Annotated in this window: 15 protein-coding genes; 6 read left to right on the plus strand and 9 right to left on the minus strand. The window is 67.3% G+C overall.

Annotation, left to right across the window (positions count from 1 at the left end; all coding sequences use genetic code 11):
- Positions 1–124: 124 nt before the first annotated feature.
- From CHB77_RS04095 to CHB77_RS04105, 3 genes are all read left to right on the plus strand, one after another.
- Positions 125–1,216 carry an ABC transporter ATP-binding protein gene (locus CHB77_RS04095; protein ID WP_089386907.1) on the plus strand — a complete coding sequence of 364 codons (1,092 nt, stop codon included), beginning with the start codon at positions 125–127 and terminating at the stop codon, positions 1,214–1,216.
- Positions 1,217–1,294: 78 nt separating this feature from the next.
- A complete protein-coding gene (locus tag CHB77_RS04100; RefSeq protein WP_089386908.1) occupies positions 1,295–2,320 on the plus strand; it encodes a Fe(3+) ABC transporter substrate-binding protein in 1,026 nt (341 codons plus the stop codon).
- A gap of 44 nt (positions 2,321–2,364) precedes the next feature.
- The gene (locus CHB77_RS04105) at positions 2,365–4,047 is read left to right on the plus strand and encodes an ABC transporter permease (protein ID WP_089386909.1); all 1,683 of its coding nucleotides are present in this window, start codon (positions 2,365–2,367) and stop codon (positions 4,045–4,047) included.
- A 141-nt stretch (positions 4,048–4,188) separates the two neighbouring features.
- Here the strand turns inward: CHB77_RS04105 and CHB77_RS04110 are convergent, their stop codons facing one another.
- The 3 genes from CHB77_RS04110 to hppD all read right to left on the minus strand — a co-directional run bounded on the left by CHB77_RS04110 (position 4,189) and on the right by hppD (position 6,716).
- Positions 4,189–5,103 carry a winged helix-turn-helix domain-containing protein gene (locus tag CHB77_RS04110; protein WP_089386910.1) on the minus strand — a complete coding sequence of 305 codons (915 nt, stop codon included), beginning with the start codon at positions 5,101–5,103 and terminating at the stop codon, positions 4,189–4,191.
- Between the two features lie 81 nt (positions 5,104–5,184).
- Entirely contained in the window at positions 5,185–5,541 is a 357-nt protein-coding gene (locus tag CHB77_RS04115; protein WP_089386911.1) for a Rieske (2Fe-2S) protein, read from the minus strand.
- Positions 5,542–5,603: 62 nt separating this feature from the next.
- Positions 5,604–6,716 carry a 4-hydroxyphenylpyruvate dioxygenase gene (gene hppD / locus CHB77_RS04120; protein ID WP_089387157.1) on the minus strand — a complete coding sequence of 371 codons (1,113 nt, stop codon included), beginning with the start codon at positions 6,714–6,716 and terminating at the stop codon, positions 5,604–5,606.
- Positions 6,717–6,844: 128 nt separating this feature from the next.
- Here hppD and CHB77_RS04125 point away from each other — a divergent pair, with 128 nt between their 5' ends.
- Positions 6,845–7,306 (plus strand): Lrp/AsnC family transcriptional regulator, encoded by a 462-nt coding sequence (locus CHB77_RS04125; protein WP_242626521.1) that lies wholly within the window; start codon positions 6,845–6,847, stop codon positions 7,304–7,306.
- Positions 7,307–7,326: 20 nt separating this feature from the next.
- On the opposite strand, the gene CHB77_RS04130 is transcribed toward CHB77_RS04125, so the two are convergent.
- The gene (locus CHB77_RS04130; RefSeq protein WP_089386913.1) at positions 7,327–7,770 is read right to left on the minus strand and encodes a MarR family winged helix-turn-helix transcriptional regulator; all 444 of its coding nucleotides are present in this window, start codon (positions 7,768–7,770) and stop codon (positions 7,327–7,329) included.
- A 141-nt stretch (positions 7,771–7,911) separates the two neighbouring features.
- On the opposite strand from CHB77_RS04130, the gene hmgA reads away from it, so the two are divergent.
- On the plus strand, positions 7,912–9,276 hold the full coding sequence (gene hmgA, locus CHB77_RS04135; RefSeq protein WP_089386914.1) for a homogentisate 1,2-dioxygenase: 1,365 nt from the start codon (positions 7,912–7,914) through the stop codon (positions 9,274–9,276).
- Positions 9,277–9,349: 73 nt separating this feature from the next.
- Positions 9,350–10,555, plus strand: a complete 1,206-nt coding sequence (gene fahA / locus CHB77_RS04140; RefSeq protein ID WP_089386915.1) for a fumarylacetoacetase — start codon at positions 9,350–9,352, stop codon at positions 10,553–10,555.
- A gap of 132 nt (positions 10,556–10,687) precedes the next feature.
- Here fahA and CHB77_RS04145 read toward each other — a convergent pair whose 3' ends face one another.
- The 5 genes from CHB77_RS04145 to rph are packed head-to-tail and all read right to left on the minus strand — an operon-like array spanning position 10,688 to position 13,924.
- Complete coding sequence (locus CHB77_RS04145) at positions 10,688–11,041, minus strand: YbaN family protein (RefSeq protein WP_089386916.1); 354 nt, start codon at positions 11,039–11,041, stop codon at positions 10,688–10,690.
- Between the two features lies 1 nt (position 11,042).
- Positions 11,043–12,242, minus strand: coding sequence for a radical SAM family heme chaperone HemW (gene hemW / locus CHB77_RS04150; RefSeq protein ID WP_242626522.1), 1,200 nt, complete (start codon positions 12,240–12,242; stop codon positions 11,043–11,045).
- Positions 12,239–12,613 (minus strand): RidA family protein, encoded by a 375-nt coding sequence (locus CHB77_RS04155; protein ID WP_089386917.1) that lies wholly within the window; start codon positions 12,611–12,613, stop codon positions 12,239–12,241. The genes hemW and CHB77_RS04155 overlap by 4 nt, the downstream gene beginning before the upstream one ends.
- Positions 12,606–13,214, minus strand: a complete 609-nt coding sequence (locus tag CHB77_RS04160; protein ID WP_089386918.1) for a non-canonical purine NTP pyrophosphatase — start codon at positions 13,212–13,214, stop codon at positions 12,606–12,608. The genes CHB77_RS04155 and CHB77_RS04160 overlap by 8 nt, the downstream gene beginning before the upstream one ends.
- Complete coding sequence (rph, locus tag CHB77_RS04165) at positions 13,211–13,924, minus strand: ribonuclease PH (protein WP_089386919.1); 714 nt, start codon at positions 13,922–13,924, stop codon at positions 13,211–13,213. The genes CHB77_RS04160 and rph overlap by 4 nt, the downstream gene beginning before the upstream one ends.
- Positions 13,925–13,985 lie beyond the last annotated feature (61 nt).

Raw genomic sequence — 13,985 nt, forward strand, 5'->3', positions numbered from 1 at the left:
CGTTCTTGTTCCCCGGCCGCCGCGCTTGGGGGGTGGAGAGGCCGGGCCTTACCCGCTAGGAACGATCGACCGGATCGGCCCGCCAGCCGGTCCCCCGTGTTGGTGTCCGCAGAAAGGTCATGCCATGCCCACCGCCCCGGCATCGTCCCTGGAACTGCGCGGCGTGTCGCGCCGCTTTGGCGGCCGCGAGGTGCTGTCGGACATTTCCCTGACGATTCCGCCGGGGCGGATCACCTGCCTGCTGGGGGAATCGGGCTGCGGTAAATCGACGCTGCTGCGGATCGTGTCGGGGGTGGACCGCCCCGACAACGGCACCATCCTGATGAACGGCGCCCCCATCGTCGGCCCCGGCCATTTCGTCGAACCCGAACAGCGCCGCATCGGATTCATGTTCCAGGACTATGCGCTGTTCCCGCATCTCAGCGTCGCGGAAAACCTGGCCTTCGGCCTGCGCCACCTGTCCCGGCCCGATCAGGGGCGCCGCCTGGCCGAGGTGGTGGACCGGATCGGCCTGGGCCATCTGACCGGCCGCTATCCCCATTCGCTGTCGGGGGGCGAACAGCAGCGGGTGGCCCTGGCCCGCGCGCTTGCGCCGCAGCCCGCGGTCCTGCTGATGGACGAGCCGTTTTCCAACCTGGATCAGGGCCTGCGCGAACGGGTGCGGCGCGAAACCCTGGCGATCCTGCGCAAGATCGGCACCAGCGCCATCATCGTCACCCACGACCCGCAAGAGGCGCTGGCCGTGGGCGATCTGGTCGTGCTGATGCGCGCGGGACGGATCGAGCAGGCGGGCACCCCGTTCGAGATCTATGACCGGCCCGCATCGCCTTATGCCGCCGAATTCATGGGACCGTGCAACCGCCTGACCGGCATCTGGTCGCAGGGCCGGATCGAAACCCCCATCGGCACCTTTCCCGCCGCCCTGGACCTGCCCGACGGCGCGCTTGCCCTGGCCTGCATCCGCCCGCAGGCCCTGTCGATCGGGCCGGACGGGCACGGCATTTCCGCCCGCGTGGTCGCCAAGACCTTCATGGGGGAAAGCGAACAGATCGACATTCTGGTCCATCCGCTGGCGGAAACGCTGCGGATGCATTCCCATGTCCGCATTCCCATGTCCATCGGCGAAAAGGTCAGCCTGCAACTGAACGGCGCGCAGATCCATGTCTTTGCCGACGACAACCGGCGGATCGACACCATCCTGCCCGGCCCGGAATAAACTTGAGAGAAATTGTAGACTAAGCGTTCCAGTATCTGTATGACCGCTGAAAACCAACCTCGAGGAGGCTTTCAGACCATGAACACCAAACCGATCTTCCTGCGCGCCGTTCTGGCCGGCGCCGCCTTGTCCTGCGGGGCCGGGGCCGGGCTTGCTCAGGAACTGAACCTCTACACCTCGCGCGAGCCGGGCCTGATCGAGCCTCTGTTGCAAGCCTTTACGGAATCGACCGGGATCACGGTCAACACGGTGTTTCTCAAAGACGGTCTGGCGGAACGCGTGGCGTCCGAAGGCGAAAGCTCGCCCGCGGATCTGCTGATGGCGGTGGATGCGGGCAATCTGGCCGATCTGGTGGACAAGGGGCTGACTCAGCCGGTCGAATCCCCGGTGTTGACCGATGCCATTCCCGAAAACCTGCGCGATCCGAACAATCAATGGTTCGGGCTGTCGATGCGCGCCCGCGTGATCTATGCGGCCAAGGATCTTGATCTTGACAGCATCACCTATGAGGAACTGGCCGATCCCGAATGGAAGGGCCGGATCTGCATCCGGTCGGGCCAGCATCCCTATAACACCGCGCTGTTTTCGGCCTTTATGGCCCATTACGACGCCGCGGCGACCGAGGAATGGCTGACCGGGCTGAAGGCCAACCTGGCCCGCCAGGCGGGCGGCGGCGACCGCGACGGGGCCAAGGACATTCTGGGCGGCATCTGCGACATCGCGATTGCCAACAGCTATTACGTGGGGCTGATGCGGTCGGGCACGGGCGGCGACGAACAGCGCGCCTGGGGCGACGGGATCAAGGTGATCCTGCCCACCTTCGAAAACGGCGGAACCCATGTGAACATCAGCGGCGCTGCCGTGGCCAAGAACGCCCCCAATCGCGACGAGGCCGTGCAGCTGCTGGAATTCCTGGTGTCCGACGAGGCGCAAAAGATCTATGGCGAGGCGAATTACGAATACCCCGTCAAGCCCGGCGCGGCGCTCGACCCCATCGTCGCGTCCTTCGGCGACTTGCAGACCGACTCGATCCCGTTGACCGAAATCGTGGAAAACCGCGCCGAGGCCAGCGCGCTGGTGGACCGCGTCGGCTTCGACAACTGAAGGCCCGGTCCGGGCCGCGTCTGCCGCGCGCCCGGATCCTTTGCATGACGGATCTCGCGACCGACACCGCCCCCAGGCCCGCCCGCTCCTTTCGCCTTGGCGCACGGGGGTGGGTTCTTGCAAGCCTGCTGATCGCGGGCCTTGTCCTGCTGCCCGTGCTGGCGCTTGGCTGGCAGGCGGCGCAGGGATCGGACGGGCTGTGGACGCATCTTGTCCGCAACGTCCTGCCCCATGCCCTGGGACAGACGGCGATCCTGATGGCCGGGGTGGGGGTGCTGACGGCCGCCCTCGGCACGGCGATGGCCTGGCTGGTGACGGCCTATGATTTTCCGGGTCGGCGGATGCTGGAATGGGCGCTGCTGCTGCCCTTGGCTGTTCCGACCTATATCGTGGCCTACGCCTATCTGGACCTGTTGCATCCGCTGGGACCGTTCCAGTCGCTGGTCCGCGCCATCCTGGGCTATGACAGCCCGCGCGATTTCCGCCTGCCCGACATCCGGTCCATGGCCGGGGCTGTCGGGCTGCTGAGCCTGGTGCTGTTTCCCTATGTCTATCTGCCCACGCGGGCGATGTTCATGACCCAGGCCGCCAACCTGGTCGAGGCGGCGCGCACCCTGGGCACCAGCCGGGGCCGGATCTTCTGGCGGGTGGCGCTGCCGCTGGCGCGTCCGGCCATCGCGGTGGGCGTCAGCCTGGCGCTGATGGAAACGCTGAACGACATCGGCGCGTCGGAATTCCTGGGCGTCCGGTCGCTGACGATTTCGGTCTATACCACCTGGGTCACGCGGTCCGATCTGCCCGGCGCGGCGCAGATCGCGCTGGCGATGCTGCTGGTGGTGGTGGCGCTGATCTCGCTGGAACGCTGGGCACGGCGGCGGCAGCGTTACTCGGTGGGGGTGCAGCGGGCCCGCAGCCTCGCGCGCCAGCCGCTGCGGGGGCGGGCGGGGATCGCGGCCTTTGTCCTGGGCCTTCTGCCCGTGGTATTCGGCTTTCTGCTGCCTGCCCTGTATCTTGCGGTCGAGGCATGGCAGCGGTTCCGGTTCGCGGGCCTGTCCGACCGCCTGCTGGTCGAGGCGGGCAACACGTTCCTGCTGTCGGCGGCGGCCACGGCCCTGGTGCTGGTCTGCGGGCTGGCGGTCGCCTATGCCGCGCGCGTGGTGCCGGGACGGGGGATGCAGATCGTGCACCGCACCGCGTCGGTCGGCTATGCGATGCCGGGCACGATCCTGGCGCTGGGCATCCTGATCGTGGCGGCTGGCCTGGATCAGTGGATCGACCGCACCGTCCAGGCCTGGTTCGGCGCCGGGACCGGCCTTGTGCTGATCGGATCGGGCGCGGCCCTGGGCTATGCCTATCTGGCGCGGTTCCTGGCCATTTCCATCGGCTCGGTCGAGGCCGGGCTGACGCGCATCCCGCGCAGCTATGACCAGTCGGCGCGGACGCTGGGGCAGGGGGTGACGGGCATGTTGCGCCATGTCCACCTGCCCTTGTCGAAACCCGCGCTGGCGGCGGCCGGGCTGCTGGTCTTCGTGGATTGCATGAAGGAGTTGTCCGCCACCCTGCTGCTGCGTCCGCTGAATTTTGAAACCCTGGCCACGCACCTGTATGGCGAGGCCTCGCGCGGGACCTATGAGGAGGGCGCCATCGCCGCCTGGGCCATCGTCCTGGTGGGGATCCTGCCGGTGATCCTGCTGGCGCGGGTGGGCCATCGACAAGGGCGGGATTAGGGCGCCCGCCCCACGATACGGGGACGGGTTCGGGGCGGCCCCAAGGCCGGGGGCCGTCTGCCCCCGGACCCCCGAGGATATTTTCATGAAGAAGAAGGCCGGGCATGGCGCGTTTTCGGCGCGGCCCATGCCGGTGTGCGGTCAGGCGCGCAGCCAGTCCGGCGCGAAGCGGATGTCGGAAACCTTGGCCAAGGGCAGGATGCGCTGCAATTCGGCCATCAGGGCCGCCTGCCGGACCTGGCCCATCCGCAGCCCCGGTTCGGGCCAGAAGGCGCGCACCGACAGGATGCCTGCGTCGCGTTTCGCATCCAGCCGTCCGATCAGCCGGTCCCCCTGCAGCACCGGGAACACGTAATAACCGTAGCGCCGCCGGGCTGCGGGCACGAAAATCTCGATTCGATAGCGAAAGCCGAACAGGCGCTCTGCCCGCGCCCGGTCGCGCAAGGCGGGATCGAAGGGCGACAGCAGCCGCACACGCGGCGATGGCCGGGGCAGCGCGGGCAGGCGGTCCAACGTCGCCGGCGTCGAAAGGCTGCGCCGCCGCGATCCGTCGGCCATTTCGACCTCGACCTCGACGATGCGGCCGGTGGACAGCGCGCCCGTGCACCAGTGCCGCGCCTCGTCGCGGGTGGCGATGTCGAAGAAGGCCGCCAGTTCGCCGCCCGTGGCAAAGCCTAGCCGGTCAAGCGCCGCCGACATCGCCCAGTCGATGACCTGGGCCGGATCCAGCGCGACCGAGCGGTATTCGGCCGGAATCACCCGTTCGGACAGGTCATAGACCTTGCGGAAGCCTGTGCGATGGCTGATCGCCAGCCGCCCGGACCGCCACAGGAATTCCAGGGCCGTCTTCGAGGGATGCCAGTCCCACCACCCGCCACGGCCGCGAACTTCGCCTTGGCCCACCTCTGATATGCTTGCGGGGCCGTGATCGGCGATCCGTTGCAGCACGGTGTCGATGTCCCGGTTCCAGCCCTCGCCGCGCCAAGCGGGCCAGCGGCGCCGGAGCCGCGTCTCGTCGCGGCGGAATTTCAACCGCCACATCGGATAGAATCGCATCGGCACGGGACGATGTTCGGGTCCGGTCAGGCGCGACGGATCGTTTCAACGGGATCTGCGGCGCGCGGCGGCCAGGTTCTGTCAGATTCGGTCGATGACGACCATGCCGTCCCGGATCGCGACCGGAACCGCATCCAGCCCGCATTCGGCGCCGTCGATGGCCTTGCCCGTGGAAACGTCGAAACGGGCCCCATGGGCGGTGCACATCAGCCGTGCGCGGTCCGCCGACAGAATTCGGCCGCCGCGATGGTCCAGCGGCAGATGCTGATGCGGGCAGGCGTTGACGTAAGCCCGCAGGCCGTCATCGGTCCGTACGACCAGCATCGGGAAATCCCCCTTGGCGGTGCGGACCGCCAGCGACAGCACGGTCTGCACGTCGCGGGCGTTGCAGAGCGGCGTTCCCGGTTCTGGCGCGGCGGAATAGTCGGTCCAGGCCATTCTGTCTGCGATCCCCTGGCAGGCCCCGCCCGCAGGACACGGGCGGACCATACGTCCCCGCCTCAGGCTGCCGGGGGCGCGTTCAGCACGCCGCGGCGCACCTGGTCTTCCTCGATCGATTCGAACAGCGCGCGGAAATTGCCTTCGCCAAAGCCGTCGTCGCCCTTGCGCTGGATGAATTCGAAGAAGATCGGGCCGATCACGGTCTTCGAGAAGATTTGCAGAAGGATGCGCGTCTCGCCGCCGCCGACCACGCCTTCGCCGTCGATCAGGATGCCGCGCGCCTTCATGCGTTCGACAGGTTCCTGATGGCCCGTCACGCGGCGGTGCGACATCTCGTAATAGGTGTCGGGCGGTCCGGGCATGAACTCCATCCCCGCATCCGCGATCTTGTCGGTTCCGGCATAGATGTCGTTGCTGGCGACGGCGATGTGCTGGATGCCCTCGCCCTTGTATTCGCGCAGATATTCCTCGATCTGGCTGTGGTCGTCGGTGGATTCGTTGATGGGGATGCGGATCTTGCCGTCGGGCGACGTCAGCGCCCGGCTGACCAGCCCGGTCTGCTTGCCCTTGATGTCGAAATACTTGATTTCGCGGAAGTTGAAGGTGTCGTGGTAGAATTTGTACCACGTGTCCATGTTGCCCCGGATCACGTTGTGGGTCAGGTGATCCAGGTAATAGAAGCCAAAGCCCTCGGGGCGGGGATCGGGTTCGTCCAGCCAGTCGTAATCGGCGTCATAGGCGCTGCCCGCATCGCCGTAGGTGTCGATGAAATACAACAGCGAACCGCCGATGCCATAGACGGCAGGGGCCGAGATCGACTTGCCGGGGCCGGTGTATTCGGCGGCGCCCAGATCCAGCGCGCGCTGCAAGGCCACCTGCGCATCGACCACGCGCCAGGCCATCGCGGGCGCGCAGGGCCCGTGTTCGGCGACAAAGCCCGCCGCGTGGCTGTTTGCGTCGGCGTTCAGCAGGTAGTTGATGTCGCCCTGACGATACAGCGTGATGTCGCAGGTCTTGTGCCGTGCGACCGGCGTGAAGCCCATCTGCCGGAAGATCCGGTTCAGCACCGCAGGGTCGGGATGGGCGTATTCGACGAACTCGAAGCCGTCGGTGCCGGCAGGGTTGATGTCGCTGATCGTGGCCTTGGGGGCATCATGCGGGAACGGGCCCATGGCAAAATCCTCTTGTTCCGGGGTCTTTTCCAGAATGGCGAACCTTGCGTGCACAAAGAGTGCGATTTACACCGGAACGGGCCGGTTTCTGCGTGCAACGTGCATGAATGTGAAAAAGGGTGCATGACATGGACATGGACCGCTTTGACCTTGCAATTCTTGTGGCCTTGCAGCGCGACGGCGCGCTGACCAACGCGGCCCTGTCCGGGATCGTAAGCCTGTCCCCCTCGCAATGTTCCCGCAGGCGCAGCGCGTTGGAGCGGGCGGGCGTGATCGAGGGGTATTCGGCCCGGCTCAGCGCGGCCAAGCTGGGCTTTGGCCTGCGGGCCGTGATCCGGGTCAACCTGTCCAGCCACGGTCAACGCAAGGAGGGCGACTTCGCGCGCTTCATCGCCACGCAGCCGCAGATCCGGTCGGCGTTTTCGGTGTCGGGGGACGCGGATTACGTGCTGGACGTGCAGGTGCGCGACCTGGAAGCATTCGCCGATTTCGTCCACCGCCACCTGCTGCCCCATCCCCAGGTGTCGCAGGTCCGGTCCGAGATCGTGCTGAAGACGCTGAAGGACGATCGCGGCATCATGCCGGGCTAGGCGGATCGCAGCCGCGCCGCCTAGGGATGATCGCCGATCGTCCGATCCCCGGCGATCAGCCGTTCCAGGGCGCGGCGCAGCGCGGGCGCATCCTGGCCCAGTTCGGCCAGCAGGTCCGCCTGATAGGCATCGGCGATGCGGCCCAGCCGGTCCATCAGCCCCCGGCCCGCGTCGGTCAGTTCCAGCGCCACCAGCCGCCGGTCGCCGCGATGGCCGGACCGGCGCAGATAACCCGCCTGTTCCAGCCGCGCGGCGGCGCGGCTGACGATGGATTTGTCCAGATTCACCCGCGCGGTGATGTCGCGCACGCTGACCGTGCCCGACCGCGACAGATGCGCCAGCACCCGCCATTCGGGAATCGTCAGGCCGGATTCGGCCGCATAACGCGCGGCGAACCGGCGGCTGACCCGCGCGGCCGCGACCGACAGGCGGTAAGGAAGAAAGGCGTCCAGATCGAAGGTCATGCGTGGCTCCTGTCCTGGTTCAGGACAGCCGAAAACCGTTGTGAGGGCAACAAAAAACACGCGGGCGCACGACCAGTGTTGACAGACTTGCGAAGGCAACGGTATTTTCGTTGCATCGGCAATGAAACCGGGAGGGGCGCCATGGCCGAACACGACCTGCCCAGGGACACGACCCGCGCCGCAGCGGCCGCCGGCAGCGGTTCGGGCTATATGCCCGGTTTCGGCAACGACTTTGAAACCGAGGCCCTGCCCGGCGCCCTGCCCCAGGGCCAGAACAGTCCGCAGAAATGCAACTATGGCCTTTATGCCGAACAGTTGTCGGGCACCGCCTTCACCGCGCCGCGCGGGCAGAACGAACGGACCTGGTGCTATCGCATCCGCCCATCGGTCCATCATACGGGGCGCTTTGCGCCTGTTGACCTGCCCTATTGGAAGACCGCGCCGAACGTGCTGCCGAACGTCACCAGCCTTGGCCAGTACCGCTGGGATCCGATCCCGGTGCCGGATCAGGATCTGACCTGGCTGACGGGGATGCGGACGATGACCACGGCGGGCGACGTGAACATCCAGGTGGGCATGGCGTCCCACGTCTATCTGGTCACGCAATCCATGGTGGACGAATACTTCTTCTCGGCCGACAGCGAATTGCTGGTGGTGCCGCAGGAAGGCCGTCTGCGGTTCTGCACCGAACTGGGCATCATCGATCTGGAGCCGAGGGAAATCGCCATCCTGCCGCGCGGCCTGGTGTACCGGGTCGAGGTGCTGGACGGCCCGTGCCGCGGCTTCGTCTGCGAGAACTATGGACAAAAGTTCGACCTGCCGGGACGCGGCCCCATCGGCGCCAACTGCCTGGCGAACCCGCGCGATTTCAAATGCCCGGTCGCGGCGTTCGAGGACCGCGATGGGGTGCGTTCGCGCGTGGTGGTCAAGTGGTGCGGCCAGTTCCATCAGTCCTGGATTGACCATTCGCCCCTGGACGTGGTGGCCTGGCACGGCAACTATTGCGCGTACAAATACGACCTGCGCACCTATTCGCCGGTGGGCGCGATCCTGTTCGACCATCCCGACCCGTCGATCTTCACCGTGCTGACCGCGCCGTCGGGCCAGGAAGGGACGGCGAACATCGATTTCGTGCTGTTCCGCGAACGCTGGATGGTGGCCGAGCATTCGTTCCGCCCGCCCTGGTACCACAAGAACATCATGTCCGAACTGATGGGCAACATCTACGGCACCTATGACGCCAAGCCGCAGGGCTTTGCGCCGGGCGGCATCAGCCTGCACAACTGCATGCTGCCCCACGGCCCCGACCGAGACGCCTTCGAAGGCGCCAGCAACGCGGATCTGCGGCCGCACAAACTGGACAACACCATGTCCTTCATGTTCGAGACCCGCTTTCCCCAGCATCTGACCGACTATGCGGCCCGAGAGGCCCCCATGCAGCCTGAATACATCGAGGTGTGGGGCCGGCTGGAAAAGAAATTCGACGGCACCCCCGGCGTGAAGTGAGACCCCAAAGGCCGGGGGTTTCACACCCCCGGTCCCCCGTGGGATATTTCGACCAAGGCAAAGGAGGCCGGACATGGCCCTGATCCGGTCCTGGGTGGACAGCGCCAATCGGGCGGATTGCCCGTTTCCCCTGAACAACCTGCCTTACGGCGTGTTTTCGGTTGCGGGCGCTGCGCCCCGCTGCGGGGCGGCCATCGGCACGATGATCGTCGATCTGGCGGATGCCGAGGCGTGCGGGCTGCTGGATGCGGGCGGCGCCTTTGCGCAGCCGCGGTTGAACGAGTTCATGGCGCTTGGCCGGGGCAAGTGGGACGCGGTGCGAGCGCGCCTGACCGCGCTACTGGCCGAGGACGGTCATCGCGACCTGCCGCTGGCGCCGATGGCGGATGCCACCCTGCACCTGCCGATCCGGGTGACGGAATACACCGATTTCTATGCGTCCAGGAACCATGCCTTCAACGTGGGCGCGCTGTTCCGGGGACCGGAAAACGCCCTGCCGCCGCAATGGACCCACATGCCCATCGGCTATAACGGGCGCGCCTCCTCCGTCGTGGTCTCGGGCACGCCGATCCGCCGTCCGATGGGCCAGCTGAAGGGCGAGAACGGTCCCGAATGGGCGCCCTGCCGCAGGCTGGACCTGGAACTGGAACTGGGCGCCGTGGTGGGCGCCGACAGCACCATGGGCGAGCGCGTCAGCGTGGATCAGGCGGAAGATATGATCTTCGGCTATGTGCTGCTGAACGACTGGTCGGCGCGCGACGTGCAGGCCTGGGAATACCAGCCGCTGGGGCCGTTCCAGTCCAAGGCGCTGGGCACCACCATCGGTTCCTGGATTGTCACCCAGGCCGCGCTGGAGCCGTTCCGCAGCCCCGGCGCGAACCGCGTGAACCCGCTGCTGCCCTATCTGGCCGAGAAACGGCCGGGTCTTTACGACCTGACCGTCGGCTGGTCCCTGAACGGCCAGGCCATGGCGCGCACCAATTACAATGTGATGTATTATTCGTCGGCCCAGCAACTGGCGCATCACACCAGTTCGGGCTGCCCGATGCGGGTGGGCGACCTGCTGGGATCGGGCACCATCAGCGGCCCGGCGCCCGACCAGACCGGCGCGCTGCTGGAAATGACCGGGGGCGGCAGGAACCCGGTCATGGTGAACGGCGAATCCCGCACCTTTATCCAGGACGGCGATGAAATCGCGCTGTTCGCCCAGGCGCAGGGCGACGGATACCGCATCGGCTTTGGTCCCTGCGCCGGCACCATCCTGCCCGCGCAGCCATGACCGTGGCGCTGCATGATTGCTGGCGATCCTTGGCGTCCCGTCGGGTGCACATCCCGCTGGACATGAAGGGCGCCGCCTTCGACCGCAGCGCCGCCTTTGGAACGGCGCCGTGACTGCCGGCAGGGCAGGGGATCAGATCTCGGGCCGTGTGACCACATAGGCGCCGATGGCCGTGCAGATCAGCGCCTGGCCCGTCACCACCCAGACCGGCATTCCGACCAGCAGGCTGAAACCCACGCCGCTGGCCATGGCCAGCGTGGCCCAGATCTTGGCCAGCCGCCCGATGGCGCCATGTTCGCGCCAGGCGCGCACCGGGGGACCATAGGTCGGATGATTCATGATGCGCCGTTCCAGCCGAGGGCTGCTGCGGGCGAACGACGCCGCCGCCAGCAGCAGAAACGGCACCGTCGGCACCACCGGCAGGGCGATGCCGATGATCCCCAAGGCAAACGCCACCAGGCCGAGCGCATACCACACCCGCTGCATCTCAGGCCGCCAGATCGCGAAGAATCGCGTTCAGCAAGGGACGGCCCTGGATCGTGGTCCGCAGCCGGCCGTCCCGGCATTCGACCATGCCCAGACCGGCCAGCCGCGCGATGGCGCCGGGATCTAGGGCCGCACCGGCCAGCCGGGCATGACGGGCCAGATCCAGCCCTTCGGACAGTCGCATCGCCATCAGCAGGTATTCGGTCGCCTGTTCATCCATTGGCACCAACTCGCGCAGGGATTCCCCCGTTCCCCGGGTCTCGACGGCGTGAAGCCATGCGCCAGGGGCGCGGTGGGCCTCGGTGGCGAAACGCCCGCCCGATCCGTCCATGGGGGGCAAGGTGATCCGGCCATGCGCGCCGGGACCGACCGCGGCCCAGTCGCCCTGCCGCCAATAAACAAGGTTGTGGCGGCTTTCCGAACCGGAACGGGCGTGGTTCGAGGTTTCATAGCCCGGCATCCCCGCCGCCTCGCAGATGTCCTGGGTGTCCCCATACAGGTCGGCGGCCAGATCGTCGTCGGGCAGGTCGCGCAGCGTGCCCGCCGCCGCCCGCGCGCTAAAGGCGGTGCCTGGCTCGATGGTCAGTTGATACAGCGACAGGTGATCCACGGCCATCGACAGGGCATCCGCCAGTTCCGCGCGCCATGCCGCGCGCGTCTGGCCCTGGCGGGCATAGATCAGATCGAAGCTGACCCGGCCGAAGCAGGACCGGGCCACGTCGAAGGCCGCGCGCGCCTCGGCCACCGAATGCATTCGGCCAAGGCGCCGCAGGTCCGTGTCATTCAACGCCTGGATTCCCATGGACAGGCGGTTGACGCCCGCATCGGCGAAACCCTGAAAGCGGCCGCGTTCGACGCTGGTGGGGTTGGCTTCCAGCGTGATCTCGATGTCGTTGGCGAAACCCCAGGCGGCACGGGCGGCGCGCAGGACCGTATCGACAGTTTCGGGGGTCATCAGCGACGGCGTGCCACCGCCAAAGAAGATGCTGCCCAGATGGCGGCCGGGCGTTTCCGCCGCCAGACGGGCGATTTCGGACGACAAGGCGGCGGCCCAGCGGGCCTGGTCCACGCCCGGCACGACATGGCTGTTGAAATCGCAATAGGGGCATTTCGCCTGACAGAACGGCCAGTGGACATACAGGCCAAAGCCCCCCGCCCGCCAGTCCGCATCCGAAAATCCGTCCCGCCCCGGCATCATCATGCGCGCAGGGCCGTCGCTTCGATTTCCACCTTCATCTCGGGCCGGATCAGGCCCGCGACGACCATGGTGGCGGCGGGGCGGATATCGCCCATGGCCCCGCCCAGGACGGGGGTGATCGCGTCCACCAGGGCCGCGTCGGTCACGGTGTATTGCAGCCGCACGATGTCGCCGGGGGCAAAGCCCGCTTCCTTCAGCACGGCAAAGATCGTGGCAAAGCAGTTGCGCGCCTGCTGCGCCGGGTCGTCGGGCATGGTCATGGTCGCATAGTCATAGCCCGTGACGCCCGACACGAAGCACCAGTCGCCCTTGACCACGGCGCGGCTGTATCCCATCGCGGCCTCGAAGGGCGATCCGGTCGAGATCCTATGCAAAGCTGCCCCTTATCATCCGGTCCACCGCCCGCGCCCGGTGGCTGAGGCTGTTCTTCATCGCGGGCGACATTTCCCCCAGGGTCACGTCGTGCCCGTCCGGCATGAAGATGGGGTCATAGCCGTGGCCTTCAACCCCGCGCGGCGGCCAGACGACCTGGCCGGGCAGCACGCCCTCGAATACCTCGTCATGGCCGTCGGGCCACATCAGCACCAGCGTACAGCGGAACTGCGCCGTGCGGGGCGCAGGGGCGTTCGCGGCCTCAAGCGCGTCCCAGGTCCGCTGCATGGCCATGCGGAAATCGCGGCCATGGCCGGTTTCCGCCCAGTCGGCGGTCTGCACGCCCGGCGCGCCGTCCAGCGCATCGACGCAGATGCCGCTGTCGTCGGAAAGGGCGGGCAGGCCCGTGGCCTGCATGGCGGCGCGGGCCTTGATGCGGGCGTTTCCGACAAAGGTGGTTTCGGTTTCCGCAGGCTCGGGCAGGCCCGCATCCGCCGCGCCCGTCACCTCGACGCCATAAGGGGCCAGCAGGGCGCGCATTTCGTCCAGCTTGCCGGCGTTGTGGGTGGCGACCAGCAGGCGGGTGCCGTCGAATTTCCTCATACCACGGCGGCCTTTTGGGCGGCGACCAGTTCGGCCATGCCGCCCTCGGCCAGATCCAGCAGCTGGCCCATCTGGTCGCGGCTGAAGGTCGCGCCCTCGGCCGACATCTGCACCTCGATCAGGCGGCCCGCGCCGGTCAGCACGAAGTTGCCGTCGGTGCCCGCCTCGCTATCCTCGGCATAGTCCAGATCCAGCAGGGGCTGGCCCGCATAGATGCCGCAGGACACGGCGGCCACATGGTCCATGACCGGATCGCTGGTGATCGCGCCCGCCTTCAGCAGCTTGTTGACCGCCAGCCGCAGCGCGACCCAGCCGCCAGTGATCGACGCGCAGCGGGTGCCGCCGTCGGCCTGGATCACGTCGCAGTCGATGGTGATCTGGCGTTCGCCCAAGGCGCTGCGGTCGATGCCCGCACGCAGGGACCGCCCGATCAGGCGCTGGATTTCCTGGGTGCGGCCCGACTGCTTGCCCGTCGCGGCCTCGCGGCGGTTGCGGGTGTTGGTGGCGCGCGGCAGCATCCCGTATTCGGCCGTCACCCAGCCCAGGCCGGTGCCCTTCAGAAAGCGCGGCGCCGTTTCCTCCAGCGAGGCGGTGCACAGCACATGGGTGTTGCCGACGCGGATCAGGCATGATCCCTCGGCATGGGCCATCACGCCGGTTTCGATTGAAATCGGACGCATTTGGCTTAGATTCCGGCCAGACGGGCGCATGGTCATTCCTTTTTTCAGGGTTGGCTGCCCCATACCGCCCCAACGGGCCATCACGCAACCC

This window comes from Paracoccus sediminis (assembly GCF_900188295.1).
Taxonomy (GTDB): domain Bacteria; phylum Pseudomonadota; class Alphaproteobacteria; order Rhodobacterales; family Rhodobacteraceae; genus Paracoccus; species Paracoccus sediminis.

Coding starts and splice junctions, on each gene's coding strand:
- hemW (WP_242626522.1), bottom strand. CDS start 12,242: ATGATGATGCCGGGGCGGGACGGATTTTCGGATGCGGACTGGCGGGCG.
- CHB77_RS04115 (WP_089386911.1), bottom strand. CDS start 5,541: ATGGCCTGGACCGACTATTCCGCCGCGCCAGAACCGGGAACGCCGCTC.
- CHB77_RS04160 (WP_089386918.1), bottom strand. CDS start 13,214: ATGAGGAAATTCGACGGCACCCGCCTGCTGGTCGCCACCCACAACGCC.
- CHB77_RS04100 (WP_089386908.1), top strand. CDS start 1,295: ATGAACACCAAACCGATCTTCCTGCGCGCCGTTCTGGCCGGCGCCGCC.
- CHB77_RS04130 (WP_089386913.1), bottom strand. CDS start 7,770: ATGACCTTCGATCTGGACGCCTTTCTTCCTTACCGCCTGTCGGTCGCG.
- hmgA (WP_089386914.1), top strand. CDS start 7,912: ATGGCCGAACACGACCTGCCCAGGGACACGACCCGCGCCGCAGCGGCC.
- rph (WP_089386919.1), bottom strand. CDS start 13,924: ATGCGCCCGTCTGGCCGGAATCTAAGCCAAATGCGTCCGATTTCAATC.
- hppD (WP_089387157.1), bottom strand. CDS start 6,716: ATGGGCCCGTTCCCGCATGATGCCCCCAAGGCCACGATCAGCGACATC.
- CHB77_RS04110 (WP_089386910.1), bottom strand. CDS start 5,103: ATGCGATTCTATCCGATGTGGCGGTTGAAATTCCGCCGCGACGAGACG.
- CHB77_RS04145 (WP_089386916.1), bottom strand. CDS start 11,041: ATGCAGCGGGTGTGGTATGCGCTCGGCCTGGTGGCGTTTGCCTTGGGG.
- CHB77_RS04125 (WP_242626521.1), top strand. CDS start 6,845: ATGGACATGGACCGCTTTGACCTTGCAATTCTTGTGGCCTTGCAGCGC.
- CHB77_RS04105 (WP_089386909.1), top strand. CDS start 2,365: ATGACGGATCTCGCGACCGACACCGCCCCCAGGCCCGCCCGCTCCTTT.
- CHB77_RS04095 (WP_089386907.1), top strand. CDS start 125: ATGCCCACCGCCCCGGCATCGTCCCTGGAACTGCGCGGCGTGTCGCGC.
- fahA (WP_089386915.1), top strand. CDS start 9,350: ATGGCCCTGATCCGGTCCTGGGTGGACAGCGCCAATCGGGCGGATTGC.